Source organism: Leucobacter sp. UCMA 4100 (genome assembly GCF_027853335.1).
Taxonomy (GTDB): domain Bacteria; phylum Actinomycetota; class Actinomycetes; order Actinomycetales; family Microbacteriaceae; genus Leucobacter_A.
On sequence record NZ_JAFEUS010000002.1, the window covers coordinates 2,526,748 to 2,546,530 of the forward strand.

The window sequence follows — 19,783 nt, forward strand, 5'->3', positions numbered from 1 at the left end:
ACTGACGCACAAAAAGAGGGCCTGGCTTTTCACGAAGCCAGGCCCTCTTTCATGACTATGCGTTGGTTAAGGCCTCCGAGCCCGGAGCGCCGTCACAACTCCAGCGAGCATGAGTAGTGCTGCTGCGGAGAACGCCACAGCGGGCAACATCGAGCCGGTGTTCGGGAGAGCCTGATGCGTCTTGCCATCAGCGTTTGGCTGTTTCCCGTCTCCTGCGTGAGGCGGCTGGGGCGTCTCGTCCCCTCCGCTGTTGCCGCCATTGGTTCCTTGCCCGGGCTTGGTGGGGTCGGGAGTTTCAGGGCCTGTGCCCGGGTTAGGGTCTGGGTCGACCGGGGTTCCCCCTGAACCGCCCGGCTCGTCGATGGCAAAGCGCACCTCTGTGGTTGCGGTGCCAAAGGCGTCATCGACGGTTACCGTGGCGGTCAGTGAGCCAGACTGTTCTGGGGTTCCTGAAAGCACCCCCGTCTCGTGGTTCAGCGTAATGCCCTCGGGAAGCGGTGTAGCGCTCCACCGCTGGTCACTCTGCGCTTTGGCGGTGAGAGCCACCGGCTCGAGTTCTTCGCCCGCGACGCCTCGAACCGTTGTCGATGTCGTCGTGAAACTCGGAGCGGGTGAGGAGATGGTGACGGTCTTGCTCGTGCCACTCTGGTTCCAGAAGTCGTCATGGTACGTGGCCCGGTATTGCAGGTGAGCCGTTGCCGCGCTGACCTCGAATGTGAGCAGGGGGCTCGTTGCTCCGTCAATGTCTGACCAGGTGACGCCGTCGGTCGAGCTTTGCCATTGAACGCCGCCGGCTTTGTCTTCTTTGATGCCTGTTGTTTCGACGCGAAAAGCGACTTCGTCGCCGAGGAGCTGTACCGGCGTCGATACAGGATCGGTCATGCTCGGTGTTTGTAGCACGGTGATAACAGGCAACGACTCACGCTTACCGTCAAGGCCGTTTGAGACAACGAGCTCGCCATTCGGGCGCTGTGCCACGTTGCCGGGGCCGCCGGGAACGGCTCGAAAGCCCTCGGGCCGCGTGCCAGTCTCGTAGTCTGCGAGTTGGACAAGGCTGTAGTTCAGGGATGTGCCCCATGCGCGGTTATCGATGGGGCTCCCAGCAAAGCCAGTCATGGCGCTGCCGACAGAAACCTTCTTCATGCGTTCTGCGTCGCTGAGCTCTGCGTTCTCGTCTACGTTCAGTCGAAAAATGTACTGGAAGTAATCAACGATGTAGAGCTGGCTGGCATCGTCGCCAGCAAAACCCAGGTCATAGAAGAACCACACGTCTGGGGCGGTGATGGCTGGACCAATGGGGTCAAATGTGCGTGCATCAACGAACTGCACCGACATATCTGAACCTTCCCGGGCCAGGATCAAGCGTTCTCCGCCAGGGGCCAGACGGATCGTTTCGATCGCATTGCCCGGGAGCGTCTTTTCGGTGAGCGTTTCGCCAGTTTCGAGGTCGAATTGGTAAAGCTTTGTTCCGGGGCCGAGCGCGTAGGCGGAGCGGCCGTCAGCCGATATCACCTCTTCGCCGAGGTTGCGGGGGAGCGCTGTGAGTTCTGACACGATCTCGTGTGTCGTTGTGTCGATGACCCACCACACCCCATTCGCGGGGCGAACCAGTGCTCTGTTGCCGGTTTCACTGACGGTGAGCCGGCCGAGGGTCTCTCCCGATACTCCGTCGATGGTGAGCACGTGACGGTTCTTCGTGAGATCAACGACGTAGATCTTGTTGTTGACCCGGTCGGTCGCATAGACGACATTCCCGTCCTGCGTCAGGGTGAGACGGTTCGGTCGCGCATCACCGGGGCTCATCTCGGGTGAATCTGGTGACGAAGGGTCAACGAGGAGTGGAATCTCGCGATCCAGGCGGTCGCTCAATCCTCGATCTTCGTCCTGCTGCGGGTCACCCATCGGCTCACCCTCGGTTGGCGGGGGATCGTGTGGTAGCTCGACCTCTGGTTGTGCGGTGTTCGCGGCCTTGGGTGCCGCGTGTGCTGCTACCCCTGTGAGCGAAAGACCGAGGCCTGCGCTGAGCATGATCGCTGCCCCCACGCTCGTTGCCCTAGCCACCTTTGCTCGGTGTGTTGACAGAACCTTCACTGTAGAAACCCCCTGGTGCGACATGGCTGATGGGGGACAAGGCTCGCGGGTATTCACGCGAACCAAGTCTCCCGATTACCCCAACCGTCACTGTATCGCGAACCGTGAGCCTCTCACAACGGGCCTATGCCTCGGTACTCGGGTTTACGTGGGGCTATGCAAATCACCCAAAACCCGTGAGACTGGAGGCATGTACACGAGGGAGTTGGCTGAGGCCGCTATCGCGCACCTGCGCGAGCGGGGTTGGCAGTGCGAGCCGGTGAGTGTCTCAGAGACACCACTGCCAGAGGTGCTCGAACCCGCCCCAGACGAACTCATCACCTGGGTGTCGTCTTTCTCGTACCTCGCGTCGCCTGATGAGACGGTCTGGTTTTTGGCCCGAGACGACTACGGGCCAGAAACCGACGACACCTTTAGCTGGGACGCCTTCGAGCGGCTGAGCATCAGGGAGGCTGTGACCGAAACTGAACGGGAGGCCGTCACCGAGTTCTGGCGCGATTACCTTCCGATCTTGCTCTCGGTTCGAGGTGGCTACGAGTATCTGGCGCTCGCCGCAGACGGGTCGGTCGTGCACGGCGAGGCGCCCGATTTTGAGGCAACGACCACGGTCGCCGAATCGCTGCACACGTTTCTCGGAGCCATCGCGGGAGAAACTGAGGGGCTTCCTGAAACCCAGACCCCGCTTTCTGAATCGTTTGAGCGGCTGCTCTTCGGGGTGGTCTCGCGCAGGTGAGGTCAGTGCTCAGCTGACCGAAACGCTCTGCTCACCGCTCGCGAGAGAACGCCCAGTTGCATCCATAGGGCAAAGCGATAGAGCGGGCTCATGATGAAGCCCACGAGCGGTGCGGGTTTGCGCCCGGCGGGTCGCTCCCACGCGTGACTGATTGCGAGCTGTGTTCCCGAAGCGGCGGGTTCGAGCGAGAAGCTGATGAGCCGGGCGTTGGTCTGTGGCTTGTCGGGAAATTCGAAGCGCCAGGCGAGCGTGTGCTCAGGCTCATGCAGCACCAGAGTCACGAATTGCTTCTCGAAGCCGGCTTTTTGGCGCAACGGCTTGCCGTTTGGCAGGGTGGTGAGTTGCGTGGTGATCCACTGCTGGGGTTGTTGGGCGTCATTCCTTATGACGGGCGTGACGGTCGCGACGAGCTCCTGCCACAGCGGCAGGTTCTCGGGTGCTTCGAGCAGCGCCCAGACCTCGCTCGGTGGAGCGGGGATGAAAGCGGTTGTTCGGCCTCGCAGTTTGCGGGCCTCGATCGTGGTGCCGGTTGCGGGGCTGAGGTTACTCGCCGCGTGTTCGAGGGTTGCGAGTACCGCCTCGGGTGAAGCATCGCAGCGCCGTATGATCGCGCTCGCCGAATGGTTCTGCTCTGCGCAGAGCTTTGCGAGCACGGCGCCCGGGTAGCCCGCGGGGTGCTTGGCGTCGGCGCCTTGCAGTACTGCCAACGCTTGGTCGCTCCACTCGTACCCGCCCGTTGAGTGAAAAACGATGGGCCCGGGGGCATAGCTCGACTCAACGCCGATCGAGGCGAGCTGAGCTGCCTGCTCTTGTGCGATGGCGTCACGCGCAGCCTCGATGGTGACGCCGTTTGCGCGGAGTGCCTGGCCAGCGATACCTTCGTCGACCGTCAGTGCGAGCAGCAGGTGCTCTATCGTCGCGGTGCGAAGCCCGACCCGCGAAGCTTCTTCCATAGCCGTGATCGAGAGGGCCTGCGATGCGGCAAGCATGCGGGTGAGACGGCTCATGCGTTTCTCCGCGGCATCGGAATGCTCTGGTCGACCTTCTTCGCGTACTTCTTGTGCGCCGCTTGACGGGTCACGCCGAGCGCCTCGGCAATGTCGGGCCAGCCCATGCCTTCGCGCAGGGCTGCCTCGACCTGCGCGAGTTCGAGGCGGTCGGTGAGGCTACGCAGGGCAGCGACGGCCCTGAGTCCATCTCGTGGGTGCGTTGTGTCTGCCGCGGCTTCGGCAATGTGAGTTGCGTGCATGGTGTCAACCTACGTTGCTTGATTGGGTTTTGTCAACCCTGGTTGCTCAGAGTTGGTTGGCCTTGAACGCTTTCACCTCGGCCGCGAGGTTCGCCCTGGCGCGTCCCTCCCACAACTCGTGCGCCGGAGCGGTCGCGTAGATGCGCTCACGTTCAAGGTAAGCGTCAAGAATGCGCGAGCGCCCCTGCCGAAACTGGTCGTCGGGTACGTGCGCGTACTCGCGACGCACGGCCTCGCGATACTCGGTGTATCGCGACTCGGGAGCCGCGAAAATCGCGAGGTCGGCATCGAGCAGGTGCCGGGCGCCCTCGTTCCCGGCAGCGCCTGCGCCGCCCGGTATCGTCTCGATCACGAGCTCGCCGACGAGCTTCGAAAGCCGCGGATCGAGGCCAGCCGAGTCGAGCCGAGCGACCGCGAGGCCCGCCGAGTCCCGTTCATCACGGTTTCCGTGGCCCGTGTATACGGCATCGTGAAACCAGGCCGCGAGCAGCGTTTCGACCGCGATCGCTTCGCCACGAATTGAGAGCTGGTCGAGCGCGAGCAGTACGTCTTCGAGGTGCGTGAGCGTGTGGTAGGCGCGGTGCGGCTCGGCCCAACGGTCGATGAGTTCGTCGCCGAGCGAGACCCAGCCCTCGATCTGCGGCGCCGAGCCCGCGGCGGTGAGGAGCGTAGGCAGCGCCCGCCACTCCTCGGTGAGGTAAGCGAGTCTTCGGGCAGGCCGCAGCGCTTCGCGGTCTCGTGACTTCACGCGAAGGCCCGAGCCGCGCAGCCGGTGCACGAGTTCGCGAGGGTCGACGGCAATGGCGCCCGCGGCGATGAGCGACGCGTAGCGCGTCTCGGGAACGTCGTAATGGTCGAGGTCGAAGCTGCGTCTCGCGAGCCCCGAAGCGCGAGCAAACTCGTGCAGCTCGGCGTAGCTCGAGTCAGAGACCAGGTGGCTCCACAGCATCCCGTGGGCGGGCCAGAGCGGTGCGTCGATGAGTATGGCCATGGGGCCAACACTACTCTCAGTCAGGGCCACGCCAGTGCCGAAATCGGCCGTAAAGGGGTCGGCGCGCGATACGCTGTACCCAGACCAACCGCACAGAGGCCGCTACGACCGCAAGCGGCATGCCGAGGAAGAAGGAGGGTGCGTGTACCTTAAGTCGCTCACCCTGAAGGGCTTCAAGTCGTTTGCGCAGCCCACGACCTTCGAGTTTGAGCCTGGCGTGACCGCGATCGTTGGCCCGAACGGCAGTGGTAAATCAAACGTCGTTGACGCTCTCGCCTGGGTCATGGGTGAGCAGGGTGCGAAGACGCTGCGCGGCGGCAAGATGGAAGACGTGATCTTTGCGGGCACCTCGACTCGCGGGCCGCTCGGCCGCGCTGAGGTGAAGCTCACGATCGACAATAGCGACGGGGCGCTGCCCATCGAGTACACCGAGGTGACGATTAGTCGCATTCTCTTTCGCAATGGCGCGAGTGAGTATGCGATTAACGGAGAGGGATGCCGCCTGCTCGACGTGCAGGAGCTCCTGAGCGACTCTGGGCTGGGGCGCGAAATGCACGTCATCGTGGGGCAGGGACAGCTCGACGCCGTGCTGCGGGCCACACCCGAAGACCGCCGCGGCTTTATCGAAGAGGCAGCCGGCATCTTGAAGCACCGCCGTCGCAAGGAGCGCACCCTGCGCAAGCTTGAGGCGATGGAGACGAACCTGACGAGGCTCAACGATCTCGCTGGCGAGATTCGCCGTCAGTTGAAGCCCCTCGGCCGTCAGGCAGAGGTTGCCCGCCAGGCCCAGCACATCGCTGCCGAGGCACGCGACGCGAAGTCGCGTTTGCTCGCCAACGAGGTTTTTCACCTGCGCGAAGAACTCAGTGAGCTGACCAAGGATGACGCCGCGAGGCATTCAGAGCGCATTGTTTTGCAGGAGCAGCTCGAGCAGAAGACGCTCCGGGTGAAGCGCATCGAACAAGAGCAGCACGGCGATGACGTCGACACTGCGAGGCGCGTGACGCTCGACCTTGAGCGCGTGCAGCACCGGCTCCAGGGGCTCTACAGCCAGGTGCAGCAGCGCCTCACCTTTCTTGCTACCCAGGCTGAAACCGGCGAGCAACTGCAGGGTGTCTCGCAGCACGCGATCGAAGAGGCCGATGCCGAGGCAGAACGCTTGGCGGCGCTCATTCCCGATGCCGAGGCAGCATCAGTAGAGGCACAGCAGGCCACACGCATCGCGGCGCAAGAGCTTGACGCCATCGACGAGCACATTGCTCAGCAGAGTGCGCTCGTGTCGCAGCACGACCTTGAACTTGCGGGGTTGCGTGGTCGCGTTGAGACGGCCAAACAGTCGCTCGAGACGCTCATGCGCGAGGCGGGGCGTAGAAGTGAAGCGCACGCGCAGGCCGAAGAGCGACTCACCGCCGCGCAGGCTGCCCTCGCCGAGTTTACCGAGGCGAGCGAGGCCGAAGCGCTGCCCGAAACTGAAGAGCTCGAACGCTCCTATGCCGCCGAGCGCGAGCGGCACGCGAGCTTTGAGCAGGCGCGCGATCAGGCGCGCGATGCTGTGCACGAACTCCAGCGTGAGCATTCCGCCCTGAGCGCGAAAATCTCGGCACTGCTGAGCGCAACCGAGGTGCGTGACGCGAGCGGGGCGCTCGAAGCATCGAGCCTCGGTCGCGTCTCAGATCACGTGCAGGTAGAAGCCGGGCACGAGGCCGCGGTGAATGCCGCGCTCGGGGTCTTTAGCGACGCGGTCCTGGTCGCCGACTCTGGGGCGGCCCAACGCATCATCGAGCAGGCGCGCGACGGGGCACTCGGCAGACTCGGCGTCGTCATCGCGAGCGCCGCGGCCCGGCCGGGGCCTGAGATCGACGGGCTCGTGCGCGTGGCCGATGTCGTCACCGCACCAGACGGCGTGCTCGGGGTACTCGGCGCGAGTTATATCGCGAGCGATCTCGCAGCGGCCATCACCAGCGAGGCCAAGCTCCGAGAAGCCCTTGGCGGCGGATCGTACACCCTGGTCACCCCCGAAGGTGACGTGCTGACACCGCACACCATGTCTGGCGGAGCCGGCGAATCGCCCTCGCGCCTCGAACTCATAGCCGAGCGCGACCGGGCGACCGAGCAGCTCGAAGCGCACGAGGCCACGCTCGAGAAGGCACGGGCCACCCTCGAAGAGCGCCTGCAGCGGGCCAAGACCTCTCAGGAACGGGTCGACACGCTCTTCCAGACCCTGCGAACCGCCGACGCAACCCTCGCCGAGGCCAGGGCCAAAGAGCGTCAGCTCGTTGCGAAGCACGAGGCGGCCGCGTCAGAGCTCGCTCGCGTTGCCGAGGGGCGCGAGGCGACGACGACCGCGATCCGCGAGGCTGAGGCTCGGGTGGCAGAAGCAGAACGGCTCTACGAAAAGGCGAGCACGAAGCCCAGGCCGATTCTCGACGCGAGCTCGCGAGATGAGGCCGCGGCGTTCGTCGAGAAGAAGCGCGACGAAGAGGTCGAGCTGAGGCTCACGCTTGAGACCGCGAGAGAGCGGGCCCGCGCGCAGGCCGCGAGCCGGGACGCGCTCGTCGCCCAGCACGAGCGCGAACAGCGGGCGGCCGAGGAGGCCGCGAGGAGGGCCGTGCTTCGCGCGAGACAGGTCGCCGAGGCCGAGCGCGTCTCGGCGCTACTGCCAGCGATCACCGCCGCGTGCGACCGCTCACTCGCCGAGGCGCGCGTCAAGCAGCAAGAGGCCGAGGCGCTGCGTGCGAAGCAGAGCCAGGAGCTCACCCTGCTTCGCTCTGAAGAGGCGGGGCTGCGTGCGAGGCTGCAGAAGCTCACCGAAAGCGCGCACTCTTCTGAGCTGAGGCTTTACGAGCGCAAGCTGCATCTCTCGAGCCTGCTTGAGCGGGCCGGGCAAGAGCTGGGCCTCGTCGAAGAGGTGCTCATTGCCGAGTATGGCCCCAACGTGCCGATTCCCGTCGCGACCACAGACGATGCCGAGCCGCAGACCATCGCCTTCGACGTTGCCGAGCAAGAGGCCAGGTTGCGCAAGGCCGATCGGGCACTCGCCGAGCTTGGGCGCATTAACCCCCTCGCGCTTGAGGAGTTTGCGGCGCTCGAGCAGCGGCACAGCTTCTTGAGTGAGCAACTCACTGACCTGCAAAAAACGCGCGCCGACCTCGTGTCGATCATTGAAGAGCTCGACTCGAAAATGGAGGGCATTTTTGTCGAGGCCTTTGAGGATACGAAGAAGGCGTTCGGCGAGATTTTCCCGATTCTCTTTCCCGGCGGATCGGGCGACATCTCTCTCACCGATCCCGACAATATGCTCGAGACCGGCATCGACGTCGCCGTTCGTCCCGCGGGCAAGAACATCGAGAGGCTCTCGCTGCTCTCGGGCGGCGAGCGGTCGCTCGCGGCGGTGGCCTGGCTCATCGCGATTTTTCACGCGCGACCCAGCCCCTTCTACATCATGGACGAGGTCGAGGCGGCACTCGACGACGCGAACCTCGGGCGTCTGCTGCAGGCCTTTGAGACGTTGCGTGAGCACTCTCAGCTCATCGTCATCACGCACCAGAAGCGCACGATGGAAATTGCCGATGCGCTCTATGGTGTCTCGATGCGCCAGGACGGGGTTTCGGCCGTGATTGGTCAGCGGGTCGGTAAAGAAGAAACCGGGGCCAAAGCGGGGCTATGAGCCACGGTTCGAGGTGTTCTCGAGCATCTCGGTGAGGGCGATCCACGTCTCGTCGAGGTTGGCGCCTGGCGTAAACCTGCCGGCGAGTTCTAAGGCCACGAGGCCGTGCGCTGCCGCCCAAGCGACGCGCGCTTTCGGGTGCTCTGACGTGCTTTCTCCGAAGTAGGCAAGAATCGCCGACATCGCCTGCTCTTCAACCCCGTCTTCGAGAAGATCGTGGTCGAGCGGGCGCGACATCATGAGCTGGTAGAGCGCGGGGCGTTCGTGCGCCCAGTGTCGGTAGAGCCTGGCAAACCTCGCGAGGGGCGTCTCGCCCTCGAGTGCTGCTTCGGTAAAGGCCTCGGCGAGGCACGTGAACCCGCGTGAGATGAGCGCGTGCTCGAGGTCGGCAGCGCTCGAAAAGTGTTTGTACAGGCTGGGGGTCTTGATGTTTGCTGCCCTCGCGAGCACCCCGAGCCCGAAGGCGTCTGGCCCGAGCTCTTCAAGGAGCGGTTCTGCGAGATTAAGCAGCGCTTCGCGTCGAGTGGTCATGCCCCTACTGTACGCCGCGCACTGGCTGGATGTCCTGACCGCAATGGGGAGCCTGAAGCGAGTGCCTTCTTCGCTACAATGAGTGCATGAGTCAAGAGAAGTCGTGGTCGTTCGGCAGTGCCTTTCGGAACCTGTTCGGTGGTGGGGCACCCAAAGATGTTCCGCAGCCCATTACCGACGAGACCTGGGACGACATTGAGACGGCGCTCATTACCGCCGACTTTGGCCCTGAAATCGCCGAGGGCATCATCGACGACCTGCGTGCTGATGCCAAGCGTCTGCACATCGACGACGCACGCGAGCTCCGCAGTGTGATGCGTGACGCGATCGAAGAGCGGCTCGCGAAGTTTGACCCGACGCTCTCGCTCAAGAATCGCCCCGCGGTTATTCTCGTGGTTGGGGTTAACGGGGTGGGCAAGACGACGACCATCGGTAAGGTCGCGAACTACCTGCGCTCCTTCGATAAGCGTGTGATCTTGGGGGCTGCCGACACCTTCCGTGCCGCGGCGGTCGAGCAACTGGGCACTTGGGCCGAGCGCTCCGGCGCCGACATCGTGAAGCCTGAGCAGCAGGGGCAAGACCCCGCATCGGTCGCGTTCCAAACGGTGCAGCGGGCCATCGAGGGTAACTACGATGTCGCGATCATCGACACGGCAGGACGTCTGCAGACGAAGTCGGGGCTCATGGATGAGCTCGGCAAGATCCGCCGGGTCATCGAGAAGCAGGCAGACATCGCCGAGGTGCTGCTCGTGCTCGACGCGACCACCGGACAAAACGGTCTCGCTCAGGCCGAGGCCTTTCTCGAGGTCGCCGGTGTGACCGGTCTGGTGCTGACGAAGCTCGACGGCAGCGCCCGCGGCGGTTTCGTACTGGCGGTGCAGCAGGAGACGGGCCTGCCCATCAAACTCGTGGGCCAGGGTGAGGGCATGGGTGACCTGACCGGCTTCACTCCGCACGTCTTCGCGGCGCAGCTCGTCGGCTAGCGACACGCCCGACTGCGGCTTGAGAGGCTCCTGCTGGAGCGGGCTTTGCCGAAACCTCCCATGCTTTGGGAGTCAGTCGGGGTCGAACTGGGGGCTTTGGCTAATAAGCTTAGCTTTTGGCGAACCCGCGTGACTTTCCGGCCGAAAGAGAGTAAACCTAAGAGGTGAAGCGGGAAAGACCCGTCACAACGGAGTCCCGCGAAAGGCGCCCGGAATTCAAGGGTGCACACCTTCGAAAGGGGACCCCTACTATGCAACACCTCACAGTGCTTGGTACCGGCGTGCTTGGCTCGCAGATTATCTTTCAGGCGGCCTATTCAGGCAAAGACGTCGTGGCCTACGACATCTCTGACGAGATTCTCGCGAAGCTGCCCGAGCGTTGGGAATACCTGAAGCCGCTCTACCTGCGCGATCTTCCCGATGCCACCCCCGAAAAGCTCGACGCTGCCGTCGCACGCATTCGCGCCTCATCAGACTTGGGCGACGCGCTCAAAGACGCAGACATCGTGATCGAGGCCGTTCCTGAGCGCCTCGACATCAAGCAGCAGACCTGGGAGAAGGTCGGCGAGCTCGCTCCCGAAAAGACCATCTTCTGCACCAACTCTTCGACCCTCTTGCCGAGCGACATCGCAAAGTTCACCGGTCGCCCCGCACAGTTCCTCGCGCTGCACTTCGCCAACGAGGTCTGGATCAACAACACTGGCGAGGTCATGGGCCACGCCGATACCGATCCCAAGGCGTTCGAGGCCGTCGCGGTATTCGCTGAAGAGATCGGCATGGTGCCGATCCGCATTCATAAGGAACAGCCGGGCTACGTGCTCAACTCGCTCCTCGTGCCGTTCCTGAGCGCCGCCGGCCAGCTGCTCGTGCGCGGCGTCGCAACTCCTGAAGACATCGACAGCACGTGGAAGATCGCCACGAAGTCGCCCCTCGGCCCCTTCGAGATCTACGACATCGTCGGCATGATGACGCCGTACATGCTGAACAAAGACAGTGACAACCCCGTCATGCGCGAGTTCGCTGAGATGATCAAGCGCGACTACATCGACAAGGGCTACCTCGGTAAGGGTGCCGGTCGCGGGTTCTACACCTACGAGTAGTCACTCACCGTACCGAAACAGCCCCGGCGCACACTGCTCGCCGGGGCTGTTTGCGTTTGCGGCAACTGAAGCGCCCGACCTCGGGTAGAATCGAGACCATCATGGCTACTTTTGGAAACCTGTCACAGCGGCTGACCGATACCTTTAAAAACCTTCGCACGAAGGGAAAGCTCTCGGCGAGTGACGTTGATGGTACCGTTCGCGAGATTCGACGCGCGCTGCTCGAGGCCGACGTCGCGCTCGACGTGGTGAAGAGCTTCACCCAGAAGATACGCGAACGTGCGCTCAGCGACGAGGTCAACCGTGCACTGAACCCAGCCCAGCAGGTTGTTCAGATCGTGAACGAAGAGCTCATCGAGATTCTCGGTGGCGAGCAGCGCAGGCTGCAGTTCGCGAAGAACCCGCCAACCATCATCATGCTTGCGGGCCTTCAGGGTGCCGGTAAGACGACGCTCGCGGGCAAGCTCGCCAAGTGGCTCAAGGGCCAGGGGCACCAGCCGCTGCTCGTCGCCTGTGACCTGCAGCGCCCGAACGCCGTAACCCAGCTCAAGGTCGTTGGCGAGCAGGCCGGCGCTGCTGTGTACGCACCGCACCCTGGCAACACCGGAGTAGAGACCGACGAGATCGTTGGCAACCCCGTCAAGGTCGCCAAAGAAGGCGTCGAAGAAGCCAAGCGTAAGCAGCACGACTTCGTGATCATCGATACCGCCGGCCGCCTTGGCGTCGACGAGGTGCTCATGCAGCAGGCCGGCGATATTCGCCGTGCGACGAACCCCGACGAGGTGCTCTTCGTCATCGACGCGATGATCGGTCAAGACGCCGTGACCACGGCCAACGCGTTCCAAGAGGGTGTTGACTTCACTGGCGTTGTGCTCACGAAGCTCGATGGTGACGCCCGCGGTGGTGCGGCGTTGTCGATCAGGCAGATGACCGGTCGCCCGATCCTCTTCGCCTCAACGGGCGAGGGCCTCGACGACTTCGAACAGTTTCACCCAGACCGTATGGCGAGCCGTATTCTCGACCTCGGCGATATTCTCACGCTCATCGAGCAGGCCCAGCATGCCTTCGACGAAGACGAAGCACGCAAGATGGCCGAGAAGATCCAGAAGGATCAGTTCACGCTCGATGACTTCCTGGGGCAGCTACAGCAGCTTCGTGGTGCCGGCTCGCTCAAGAAGATGGTCGGCATGCTGCCCGGCATGGGCAAGATGAAAGACCAGCTCGACAACTTCGACGAACGCGAAATCGTGCACACCGAGGCCATCATCCAGTCGATGACCAAGGCCGAGCGCGATAACCCGAAGCTGCTCAACGGTTCACGCCGCCTGCGTATCGCCAAGGGATCGGGCCGTACCGTGACCGAGGTGAACCAGCTCGTGCAGCGCTTCGAGCAGGCTGCGAAGATGATGAAGACGGTCGCTAAGGGCGGCGTTCCGCAGATTCCAGGCATGGGGCCCGTTCCCGGCATGGGGGGCATGGGCGGCCGCAAGAAGCAGCAAAAGGGCAAGAAGAAGGGCGCATCGCGCTCGGGTAACCCGGCAAAGCGGGCTCAGGAAGCAACCCAGAAGCAGACCGGCGCGGTGAGCTCGAGCGGGTCAAGCTTCGGCGGTGGCCAGGCGGCCCAGGCACCGAAACAGTCTGATCTTGACGACATTCAGCAAATGTTGAAGGGCGCCAAGCGCTAGCCACGTGCCCACCATGTGAGTAGAGCGCGCGCGAGCGCGAGAAAGAGGCGCACATGACGAACTGGTACAGGGTAGGGCGTGACATGCTCGCTCGCGATATCTGGACCGAGGTTCCGCTCGATTGGAGTGAGCCCGAGGGTGAGCAGATTCGCATTTTCGCTCGCGAGTTCGCCGACCCGGCGAGGCTGCAGGCGGGCCTCGACGACGTGCCGGCGATTGTCTACCTTCAGGGTGGGCCCGGTGGCAAGGGCGCTCGGCCACTCGCACGCGATCCGTTTCTCACGGCCGCGCTCAAACGCTTTCGTGTTGTGCTGCCAGACCAGCGCGGCACGGGGCGCTCGACCCCTGCCTTAGGTAGCGAATACGCGAAGCTCGACGCTGAGACCGCAGCAAAGCGCCTTTCGCTCATGCGGGCTGACTCGATCGTTCAAGACTTCGAGGCGCTGCGCAAGGAGCACTTCGGTGGCAAACCATGGTGGACCATGGGGCAGAGCTACGGCGGTTTCTTGACCCTGCACTACCTCTCGGTCGCGCCCGAGGCCGTCGTCGCGAGTGCGATCACGGGTGGGCTGCCCAGCATCGATGCTGACCCCGATGAGGTGTACCGCCGAACCTTCCCGCGTACGCTCGCCAAAAATGAGCAGTTCTTTGCCCGTTTCCCGCACCTGCAGGCCCGCGTCGACCGCATTGCCGACCTGCTTGAGCGCGACGAGGTGCTCATGCCGGGCGGTGACCGTCTCACCGTCGAACGTTTTCAGACCCTCGGGCAGAGCTTCGGAGTCGAGATCGGCTTCGACCGCGTGCACTGGCTGCTCGACGAGGCGTTTGCCGACGAGGCCGAAACGGTGCTCAGCGAGACCTTCGTGAACGAGGTATTCATCGCCACCGGCTACGCCTCGAACCCGCTCTACATGGTGCTGCAAGAGAGTATCTACGGCGCGGGCCCGACCAACTGGTCGGCCGAGCGTGAGCGCGGCCTGCACCCCGAGTTCAACCCAGCCGCGAGGCCGCTGCGCTTTACCGGCGAGATGACGTTCCCGTGGATGGCCGAGCAGTTCGCCGAACTGCGCCCCTTCGCTGAGGGCTGGCGTCTGCTCGCGAGCAGGGCCTGGCCCATCGAGCTCTACGACCACGAACGCCTCGCGGCGAACGAGGTGCCCATCGAGGCCGCCGTGTACTACGACGACATGTTCGTCGACGCGCAGCTCTCACTCGACACCGCGAGCCGCGTCAAGAACCTGCACGCCTGGGTGACGAACGAGTACGAGCACGACGGAGTTCGCATGGGCGACGTCGTCGAGCGGCTCTTCACGGCTCTCGAGATGCGCATCGCCTCTCGAGGCTTGTAGCGCGACGTATGCGTGCCCCGAGTTGCTGCGCGCACCCCGTCTCTCGCTATGCGCTTCGCTCAGCAACCATTGCGTGATTTTAGAGCGATTTTGGCCTCAAAACCTGCTTTCTGGGGCTTAAGATCAGGCAATAGTTTGCCGCGGGCACGAGCACTGGCGCGGGCACAGGCGCGGGCGCGGATCGGCGAGAGCTAGTCTCGGGGCGCGACCCGGCTGCGGCCCAGATCCGCGAATTCTGTGCGTGTAGCGTCACGATCACGTGGCAGCGCTCATGAAAACCCCAGGTCACGCAATACATTGCTTTTTGGTGCTATTGTGTGTCAAAATTAACGAGGCTTGCGCGACTACCGCGCCTTGTCTCAAGACATCAAGATTTTGGAGAAATTCATGGCTGTAAAGATTCGCCTGAAGCGCATGGGTAAGATCCGTGCACCGCACTACCGCGTTGTTGTTGCTGACTCACGCACCAAGCGTGATGGCCGCGCGATCGAAGAGATCGGTCAGTACCACCCGACCGAGAACCCCTCGGTCATCAAGATCGACTCAGAGCGTGCACAGTACTGGCTCTCGGTTGGCGCACAGCCCACCGAGCAGGTTGCCGCTCTGCTCAAGCTCACGGGCGACTGGGCAAAGTTTACCGGCGAGGGTGACACCGAGTCGAAGGTGCAGTTTGCTGGCGACAAGGAAGAGTTCGTCGCTGACACCTCGAAGAAGTCGGTTATCAAGCCAAAGGCTGAGAAGCCTGCTGAGGCTCCCGCTGAAGAGGCTCCTGCCGAAGAAGCAGCAGCTGAAGAAGCACCTGCCGCTGAGGCAGCCGAAGAGAGCGCAGAGTAGTCTTGTCGGCGGTTCAGACCGATGCGGTGCTTGAGCACCTGATTCAGGGAATCGTTGATCACCCTGCAGATGTGAAGATCAGCACCCGTGAGACCGCACGCGGCGACATTCTCGAGGTTCGTGTGAACCCCGAAGATCTCGGCCGTGTGATCGGTCGAAGCGGCCGCACCGCGCAGTCACTGCGCACCGTTGTTGGTGCGCTTGTGCAAGACCGCCGCGTGCGCATCGACGTTGTCGACACTGATAACCAAGATTCCGTTGGCTGATCCGCGTTCACGTCAAGAGGCTCCCCGACCCGATCTGGGTTCGGGGGGCCTTCGTGTCGGTCGACTCTCGAAGCCGCACGGGCTCAAGGGCGGAGTCAAGCTCGAACTGTTCACCGATAACCCCGAGCTGCGTTTCGTGCCGGGAGCGGTATTTCACCTGCAGGTGCCCGAAGAGTCGCCCTGGTTCGCAAAGACCATCACGATGCGCGAGCTGCGTTGGTACAACGACATGCCCGTCGGCTTCTTTGCAGAGCTTCCCGACCGCACCGCGGTCGAGGGCGCAGTGCGAGCAATTTTGTGGATCGACGAGGTCGCGGTTGAAGCTGGCAGCGAAGACAACGCCTGGTACGACCAGCAGCTCGTTGGCATGGCCGTCAAGCGTGATGGCGAGGTCATCGGCGAGGTTCGTGAGGTTCAGCACATGCCTGCCCACGACCTGCTGCTCGTGAAAACGACCGCGGGTGCTTCGGTGCTCGTGCCGTTCGTTGAAGCAATCGTTCCCGATGTCGACGCCGAGGCTCGCGTTGTGACGGTGACTCCGCCGCTCGGGCTCTTTGAAGAGCTCCCCGAGCAAGAGGCTGATGCCGAGGGGCCAGCCTCATGAGAATTGATGCGGTCAGCATCTTTCCTGAGTATTTTGACGTGCTCGGCATCTCGCTGCTCGGTAAAGCGAGCGAGCGAGGCATCATCACCTTCGAGGCTCACAACCTTCGTGACGTGACAACCGATCGCCACCACACGGTCGACGGTAAGCCGGCCGGGGGTGGTGCGGGCATGGTGATGCAGGCAGAACCGTGGGCGCTCACGCTTGACCCGCTCATCGAAAAGAGCGATGATCCGCTCATTATTTTCCCGTCGCCAGCGGGCGACGTGTTTACGCAGGCGATGGCTCGCGAGCTCGCGCGCGAAGATCACCTTATTTTTGGCTGCGGCCGATACGAGGGCATCGACCAGCGCGTGTTTGACGAGTACGGAGAGCGTGCGCGGGTTCGTCTCGTGAGCATCGGCGACTACGTGCTCAACGGGGGAGAGGTGGCTTCGATCGCGATGATCGAGGCGATCGCCAGGCTCATCCCGGGCGTCGTGGGAAACCCCGAGAGCCTCGTCGAGGAGTCGCACGAGAGCGGTTTGCTTGAGTACCCGAGCTATACAGCGCCTGCCGAGTGGCGGGGCCGTGAGATTCCGCCAGTACTCTTGAGCGGTGACCACGCGAAGGTCGCTGCATGGCGTCACGAGCAACAGATTGAACGCACGAGGCGTGTGCGGCCCGACCTGCTGAGCGACGACGAATAGACCGTCGCGCCGGCTGGCGTGGGAGCCCCCGAGTGTGGCATAATAGGCGTTTGTGTCATGGTGCACGCTGCCGCAAGGGTTTGCACAACGCATGACGCCAAATACTTTTTCACTTTAATCACAGCGTTTCGACTTGCGGCGGGCGCAGAGAGATACAGATGCAGAAGCTTGACTTCATTGATGCAGCATCGCTGAAGAGCGACATTCCCGAGTTCCGTGCTGGCGACACCGTCAAGGTGCACGTCAACATTGTTGAGGGTAGCCGTTCACGTGTGCAGGTCTTCCAGGGCCTCGTCATCGGCCGCCAGGGCGATGGCGTTCGCGAGACCTTCACCGTTCGCAAGATCAGCTTTCAGGTAGGCGTCGAGCGTACGTTCCCCGTTCACTCACCCGCGATCGACAAGATCGAGGTTGTGAGCCGTGGCGACGTGCGTCGTGCGAAGCTCTACTACCTCCGCGGTCTCACCGGTAAGAAGGCGAAGATCAAAGAGAAGCGCGAAAACTAAGCGCAACAGCATGAATGGGCTCCGGGATTTTCTCGGGGCCCATTTTGTTTGTCTCAAACGAATGCGGGCCGGCCAACCCGTGAATATTCAGAGCAAACCGAGACCGGGTGACGAGTAAGCTCGGGTGGGTACGGAGAAAGACGAGGCAAGAATGGCACAGCGCGCAGAAGAAACGATCTCTGGCACCGCGAAGGTATTCAGGTTTTTTCGAGATCTTCTCGTCATCGTCGTTATCGCCTTCGTTGCCTCGTACGCGCTCAAGACGTTTCTCGTTCGCGCCTTCTACATTCCCTCTGGCTCGATGAAAGAGACCCTGCAGGTGAATGACCGCATTCTCGTCAACCAGCTCGTGCCGAACGTGCAAAAGGTTGACCGAGGCGACATCGTCGTCTTTCGTGACCCGGGCGGGTGGGTATACCCACAGGCAATGCCAGAGGCGAACGGCTTTCAGAAAGTGCTGCAGCAGATCGGCCTCGCCGCTGAGGTCACCGACGAGTACGTCGTCAAACGCGTGATTGGTGTTGGCGGCGACCACGTCGAGTGCTGTGACATGAACGGCCTCATGATGATTAACGGTGTGCCGATTCGGGAGCCCTACGTGGTCATGCCCGAGGGTGCAACGAGGGTTTCTGAGATCGACTTTGACGTGACGGTTCCCGAGGGTTCGGTCTGGGTTATGGGCGACAACCGGTACGCGTCGAAAGATTCACGCTACAACCAAGACCAGCCGGGCAAGGGCTTCGTGAGCGAAGACGAGATCGTGGGCCGGGCCTTCCTGCTGAACTGGCCGCTCAACCGTTTTGGGCTGCTTGACAGCTACTCTGACGTGTTTGCCGGCCTTGACGATGCGAAGCAGGGTGACGGCGAGCCGCAAGAGGGCGGCGACGATGCCCAGCGCAACGAAGACGACGAAAAGCCCAAGGAGCAGTAGCGGTGCGGGCGCTTGCACCTGACCCCGAGAAAGACCCGACGCTTGCGTTTGAACACGAGCAGCTTGAGCGTTACCCCGACTACCTTGGCGTGATCGGCCTTGACGAGGCGGGGCGCGGCGCGATTGCGGGGCCTGTCTCGGTCGGTGCGCACGTTGTTCAGCGCGGCACGACCTCGTTTCCCGAGGGACTGCGCGACTCGAAGCTGCTGAGCGAAGCGAGGCGGGAGTGGATCTTTCCAACGGTGCTCGAATGGGGCGTCGGCGCGGTTGGCTTCGGTCAGCCGGGCGATATCGACGAGCACGGCATCACGACAATGCTCGGTAGAGCGGGACGTGATGCGTTGCTCTCGGTGCACGAGCAGGGCATCGACGTGCGCAAGTGCCTCATCGTGGTCGACGGCTCGCACGACTGGCTCTCTGAGGCCCTCCTGCAGCCCCTGCACGTGTTGACGCGCGTTGGCGCTGACCGGCAACACGCGAGCGTCGCGGCGGCTTCGCTGAGAGCTAAGGTCGAGCGTGATCGACTGATGCTCGAGGCACACGAATCGCTGCCGCACTACGCGTGGAACAAAAATAAAGGCTATGGCGCCACGGCACACTACGACGGCATCAGGCAGTACGGCCTCACCCCGCAGCACCGGGCGAGCTGGATCAAGCCGAACACCATCGAGCGCGCGGTACACTAAAGACCGTGCTCAACGAAACGCTTAACGCCTCGGCGCCCATCGGGGTGTTCGATTCTGGGGTCGGCGGCCTGACGGTGGCGCGAGCTATTCGCGACCTGTTGCCGCACGAGTCACTCATTTATGTCGCCGATACGGCGCACACTCCTTACGGCCCACGGCCTATCGCCGAGGTTCGCGAGCTCGCCCTGAGGGTGCTTGACGACCTGGTCGCGCGTGGCGTGAAGATTCTCGTGATTGCCTGCAACACCGCCTCTGCGGCGGTCTTACGCGACGCCTACGAGCGCTACGATGTGCCCGTTGTTGAGGTTATCGCCCCGACGGTGCGTAGCGCGCTCGCGATCACGAAGACCGGCAGGGTAGGGCTCATCGGTACCGAAGGGACGATTACCTCGCGCGTGTACGACGATCTCTTCACCGTGCGCCCCGATGTGACGCTGAACTCGGTCGCGTGCCCGCGTTTTGTCGAACTCGTTGAGGCGGGAAAGACCTCTGGCGAAGAGGTCGTGCAGGTCGCAACTGAGTATCTCGCGCCGCTCATCGACGAAGACATCGACACGCTCGTGCTCGGCTGCACCCACTACCCGTTTTTGCGTGGAGCAATTCGCCAGGTGGTGGGCCCGCGCGTCACGCTCGTCTCGAGCGACATTGAAACCGCTAACCAGGTCTACGAAGTACTGAGCGACCTGCACCTCAACGCCCCCGAGAGCGACCACGATCCCGTCGTGACGTTCGAGGGCACCGGGTCAGAGTCGGCGGTGCAGCGAGAGCTTGCCAACCGAATGCTCGGCGTGAGCATTCCGAACATCATGAGACAACACACGAAGCAACTGACAGCGCCAAGCGCGACACCAGCGCTCAAGGCCCTGCCGCTCGAAAAGGAGTAACACC

19 protein-coding genes are annotated in these 19,783 nt (G+C 63.0%); 14 read left to right on the forward strand and 5 right to left on the reverse strand.

Features of this window, described 5'->3' with window-relative positions; all coding sequences use genetic code 11:
- Positions 1-66: 66 nt before the first annotated feature.
- On the reverse strand, positions 67-2,061 hold the full coding sequence (locus JSO19_RS11700) for a putative Ig domain-containing protein (RefSeq protein WP_270911846.1): 1,995 nt from the start codon (positions 2,059-2,061) through the stop codon (positions 67-69).
- 220 nt (positions 2,062-2,281) lie between these two features.
- Between JSO19_RS11700 and JSO19_RS11705 the strand changes: the two genes are divergently transcribed.
- Positions 2,282-2,824 (forward strand): hypothetical protein, encoded by a 543-nt coding sequence (locus JSO19_RS11705; protein ID WP_270911847.1) that lies wholly within the window; start codon positions 2,282-2,284, stop codon positions 2,822-2,824.
- Between the two features lie 2 nt (positions 2,825-2,826).
- Here the strand turns inward: JSO19_RS11705 and JSO19_RS11710 are convergent, their stop codons facing one another.
- Genes JSO19_RS11710 through JSO19_RS11720 form a run of 3 tightly spaced genes read right to left on the reverse strand, consistent with a single transcriptional unit; the run spans position 2,827 to position 5,064 of the window.
- On the reverse strand, positions 2,827-3,831 hold the full coding sequence (locus tag JSO19_RS11710; protein WP_270911848.1) for an SRPBCC family protein: 1,005 nt from the start codon (positions 3,829-3,831) through the stop codon (positions 2,827-2,829).
- Positions 3,828-4,073 carry a hypothetical protein gene (locus JSO19_RS11715; protein WP_270911849.1) on the reverse strand — a complete coding sequence of 82 codons (246 nt, stop codon included), beginning with the start codon at positions 4,071-4,073 and terminating at the stop codon, positions 3,828-3,830. Before JSO19_RS11715 ends, JSO19_RS11710 begins: the two co-directional genes overlap by 4 nt.
- A 46-nt stretch (positions 4,074-4,119) precedes the next feature.
- Entirely contained in the window at positions 4,120-5,064 is a 945-nt protein-coding gene (locus tag JSO19_RS11720; RefSeq protein WP_270911850.1) for a DUF4031 domain-containing protein, read from the reverse strand.
- Positions 5,065-5,206: 142 nt separating this feature from the next.
- Here JSO19_RS11720 and smc point away from each other — a divergent pair, with 142 nt between their 5' ends.
- The gene (gene smc / locus JSO19_RS11725; protein WP_270911851.1) at positions 5,207-8,731 is read left to right on the forward strand and encodes a chromosome segregation protein SMC; all 3,525 of its coding nucleotides are present in this window, start codon (positions 5,207-5,209) and stop codon (positions 8,729-8,731) included.
- On the opposite strand, the gene JSO19_RS11730 is transcribed toward smc, so the two are convergent.
- A complete protein-coding gene (locus JSO19_RS11730) occupies positions 8,726-9,262 on the reverse strand; it encodes a TetR/AcrR family transcriptional regulator (RefSeq protein WP_270911852.1) in 537 nt (178 codons plus the stop codon). The genes smc and JSO19_RS11730 overlap by 6 nt on opposite strands.
- Before the next feature lie 86 nt (positions 9,263-9,348).
- On the opposite strand from JSO19_RS11730, the gene ftsY reads away from it, so the two are divergent.
- From ftsY to murI, 12 genes are all read left to right on the forward strand, one after another.
- Positions 9,349-10,245, forward strand: coding sequence for a signal recognition particle-docking protein FtsY (gene ftsY / locus JSO19_RS11735; protein WP_270911853.1), 897 nt, complete (start codon positions 9,349-9,351; stop codon positions 10,243-10,245).
- 251 nt (positions 10,246-10,496) lie between these two features.
- Positions 10,497-11,345: a 3-hydroxyacyl-CoA dehydrogenase gene (locus JSO19_RS11740; RefSeq protein ID WP_270911854.1), complete on the forward strand. Its 849-nt coding sequence runs from the start codon at positions 10,497-10,499 to the stop codon at positions 11,343-11,345.
- A 101-nt stretch (positions 11,346-11,446) separates the two neighbouring features.
- Positions 11,447-13,030 (forward strand): signal recognition particle protein, encoded by a 1,584-nt coding sequence (ffh, locus tag JSO19_RS11745; protein ID WP_270911855.1) that lies wholly within the window; start codon positions 11,447-11,449, stop codon positions 13,028-13,030.
- Between the two features lie 53 nt (positions 13,031-13,083).
- On the forward strand, positions 13,084-14,379 hold the full coding sequence (locus JSO19_RS11750) for an alpha/beta fold hydrolase (RefSeq protein WP_270911856.1): 1,296 nt from the start codon (positions 13,084-13,086) through the stop codon (positions 14,377-14,379).
- 387 nt (positions 14,380-14,766) lie between these two features.
- The gene (rpsP, locus tag JSO19_RS11755) at positions 14,767-15,213 is read left to right on the forward strand and encodes a 30S ribosomal protein S16 (RefSeq protein ID WP_270911857.1); all 447 of its coding nucleotides are present in this window, start codon (positions 14,767-14,769) and stop codon (positions 15,211-15,213) included.
- A gap of 2 nt (positions 15,214-15,215) precedes the next feature.
- Positions 15,216-15,479, forward strand: coding sequence for an RNA-binding protein (locus tag JSO19_RS11760; RefSeq protein WP_270911858.1), 264 nt, complete (start codon positions 15,216-15,218; stop codon positions 15,477-15,479).
- On the forward strand, positions 15,472-16,083 hold the full coding sequence (rimM, locus tag JSO19_RS11765) for a ribosome maturation factor RimM (protein WP_270911859.1): 612 nt from the start codon (positions 15,472-15,474) through the stop codon (positions 16,081-16,083). The genes JSO19_RS11760 and rimM overlap by 8 nt, the downstream gene beginning before the upstream one ends.
- Positions 16,080-16,772 (forward strand): tRNA (guanosine(37)-N1)-methyltransferase TrmD, encoded by a 693-nt coding sequence (gene trmD / locus JSO19_RS11770; protein WP_270911860.1) that lies wholly within the window; start codon positions 16,080-16,082, stop codon positions 16,770-16,772. Before rimM ends, trmD begins: the two co-directional genes overlap by 4 nt.
- 158 nt (positions 16,773-16,930) lie before the next feature.
- Positions 16,931-17,278 carry a 50S ribosomal protein L19 gene (gene rplS, locus JSO19_RS11775; protein WP_270911861.1) on the forward strand — a complete coding sequence of 116 codons (348 nt, stop codon included), beginning with the start codon at positions 16,931-16,933 and terminating at the stop codon, positions 17,276-17,278.
- Positions 17,279-17,429: 151 nt separating this feature from the next.
- Positions 17,430-18,209, forward strand: coding sequence for a signal peptidase I (gene lepB / locus JSO19_RS11780; RefSeq protein WP_270911862.1), 780 nt, complete (start codon positions 17,430-17,432; stop codon positions 18,207-18,209).
- A 2-nt stretch (positions 18,210-18,211) separates the two neighbouring features.
- Complete coding sequence (locus JSO19_RS11785; protein WP_270911863.1) at positions 18,212-18,895, forward strand: ribonuclease HII; 684 nt, start codon at positions 18,212-18,214, stop codon at positions 18,893-18,895.
- 5 nt (positions 18,896-18,900) lie between these two features.
- A complete protein-coding gene (gene murI / locus JSO19_RS11790) occupies positions 18,901-19,779 on the forward strand; it encodes a glutamate racemase (RefSeq protein WP_270911864.1) in 879 nt (292 codons plus the stop codon).
- The last annotated feature ends 4 nt before the right edge of the window (positions 19,780-19,783 follow it).

Bases quoted from the DNA above. Each gene is read 5' to 3' on its own strand.
- JSO19_RS11705 (WP_270911847.1), top strand. From the start codon at position 2,282: ATGTACACGAGGGAGTTGGCTGAGGCCGCTATCGCGCACCTGCGCGAG.
- JSO19_RS11710 (WP_270911848.1), bottom strand. From the start codon at position 3,831: ATGAGCCGTCTCACCCGCATGCTTGCCGCATCGCAGGCCCTCTCGATC.
- JSO19_RS11715 (WP_270911849.1), bottom strand. From the start codon at position 4,073: ATGCACGCAACTCACATTGCCGAAGCCGCGGCAGACACAACGCACCCA.
- JSO19_RS11720 (WP_270911850.1), bottom strand. From the start codon at position 5,064: ATGGCCATACTCATCGACGCACCGCTCTGGCCCGCCCACGGGATGCTG.
- JSO19_RS11730 (WP_270911852.1), bottom strand. From the start codon at position 9,262: ATGACCACTCGACGCGAAGCGCTGCTTAATCTCGCAGAACCGCTCCTT.
- ftsY (WP_270911853.1), top strand. From the start codon at position 9,349: ATGAGTCAAGAGAAGTCGTGGTCGTTCGGCAGTGCCTTTCGGAACCTG.
- JSO19_RS11740 (WP_270911854.1), top strand. From the start codon at position 10,497: ATGCAACACCTCACAGTGCTTGGTACCGGCGTGCTTGGCTCGCAGATT.
- ffh (WP_270911855.1), top strand. From the start codon at position 11,447: ATGGCTACTTTTGGAAACCTGTCACAGCGGCTGACCGATACCTTTAAA.
- JSO19_RS11750 (WP_270911856.1), top strand. From the start codon at position 13,084: ATGACGAACTGGTACAGGGTAGGGCGTGACATGCTCGCTCGCGATATC.
- rpsP (WP_270911857.1), top strand. From the start codon at position 14,767: ATGGCTGTAAAGATTCGCCTGAAGCGCATGGGTAAGATCCGTGCACCG.
- trmD (WP_270911860.1), top strand. From the start codon at position 16,080: ATGAGAATTGATGCGGTCAGCATCTTTCCTGAGTATTTTGACGTGCTC.
- rplS (WP_270911861.1), top strand. From the start codon at position 16,931: ATGCAGAAGCTTGACTTCATTGATGCAGCATCGCTGAAGAGCGACATT.
- lepB (WP_270911862.1), top strand. From the start codon at position 17,430: ATGGCACAGCGCGCAGAAGAAACGATCTCTGGCACCGCGAAGGTATTC.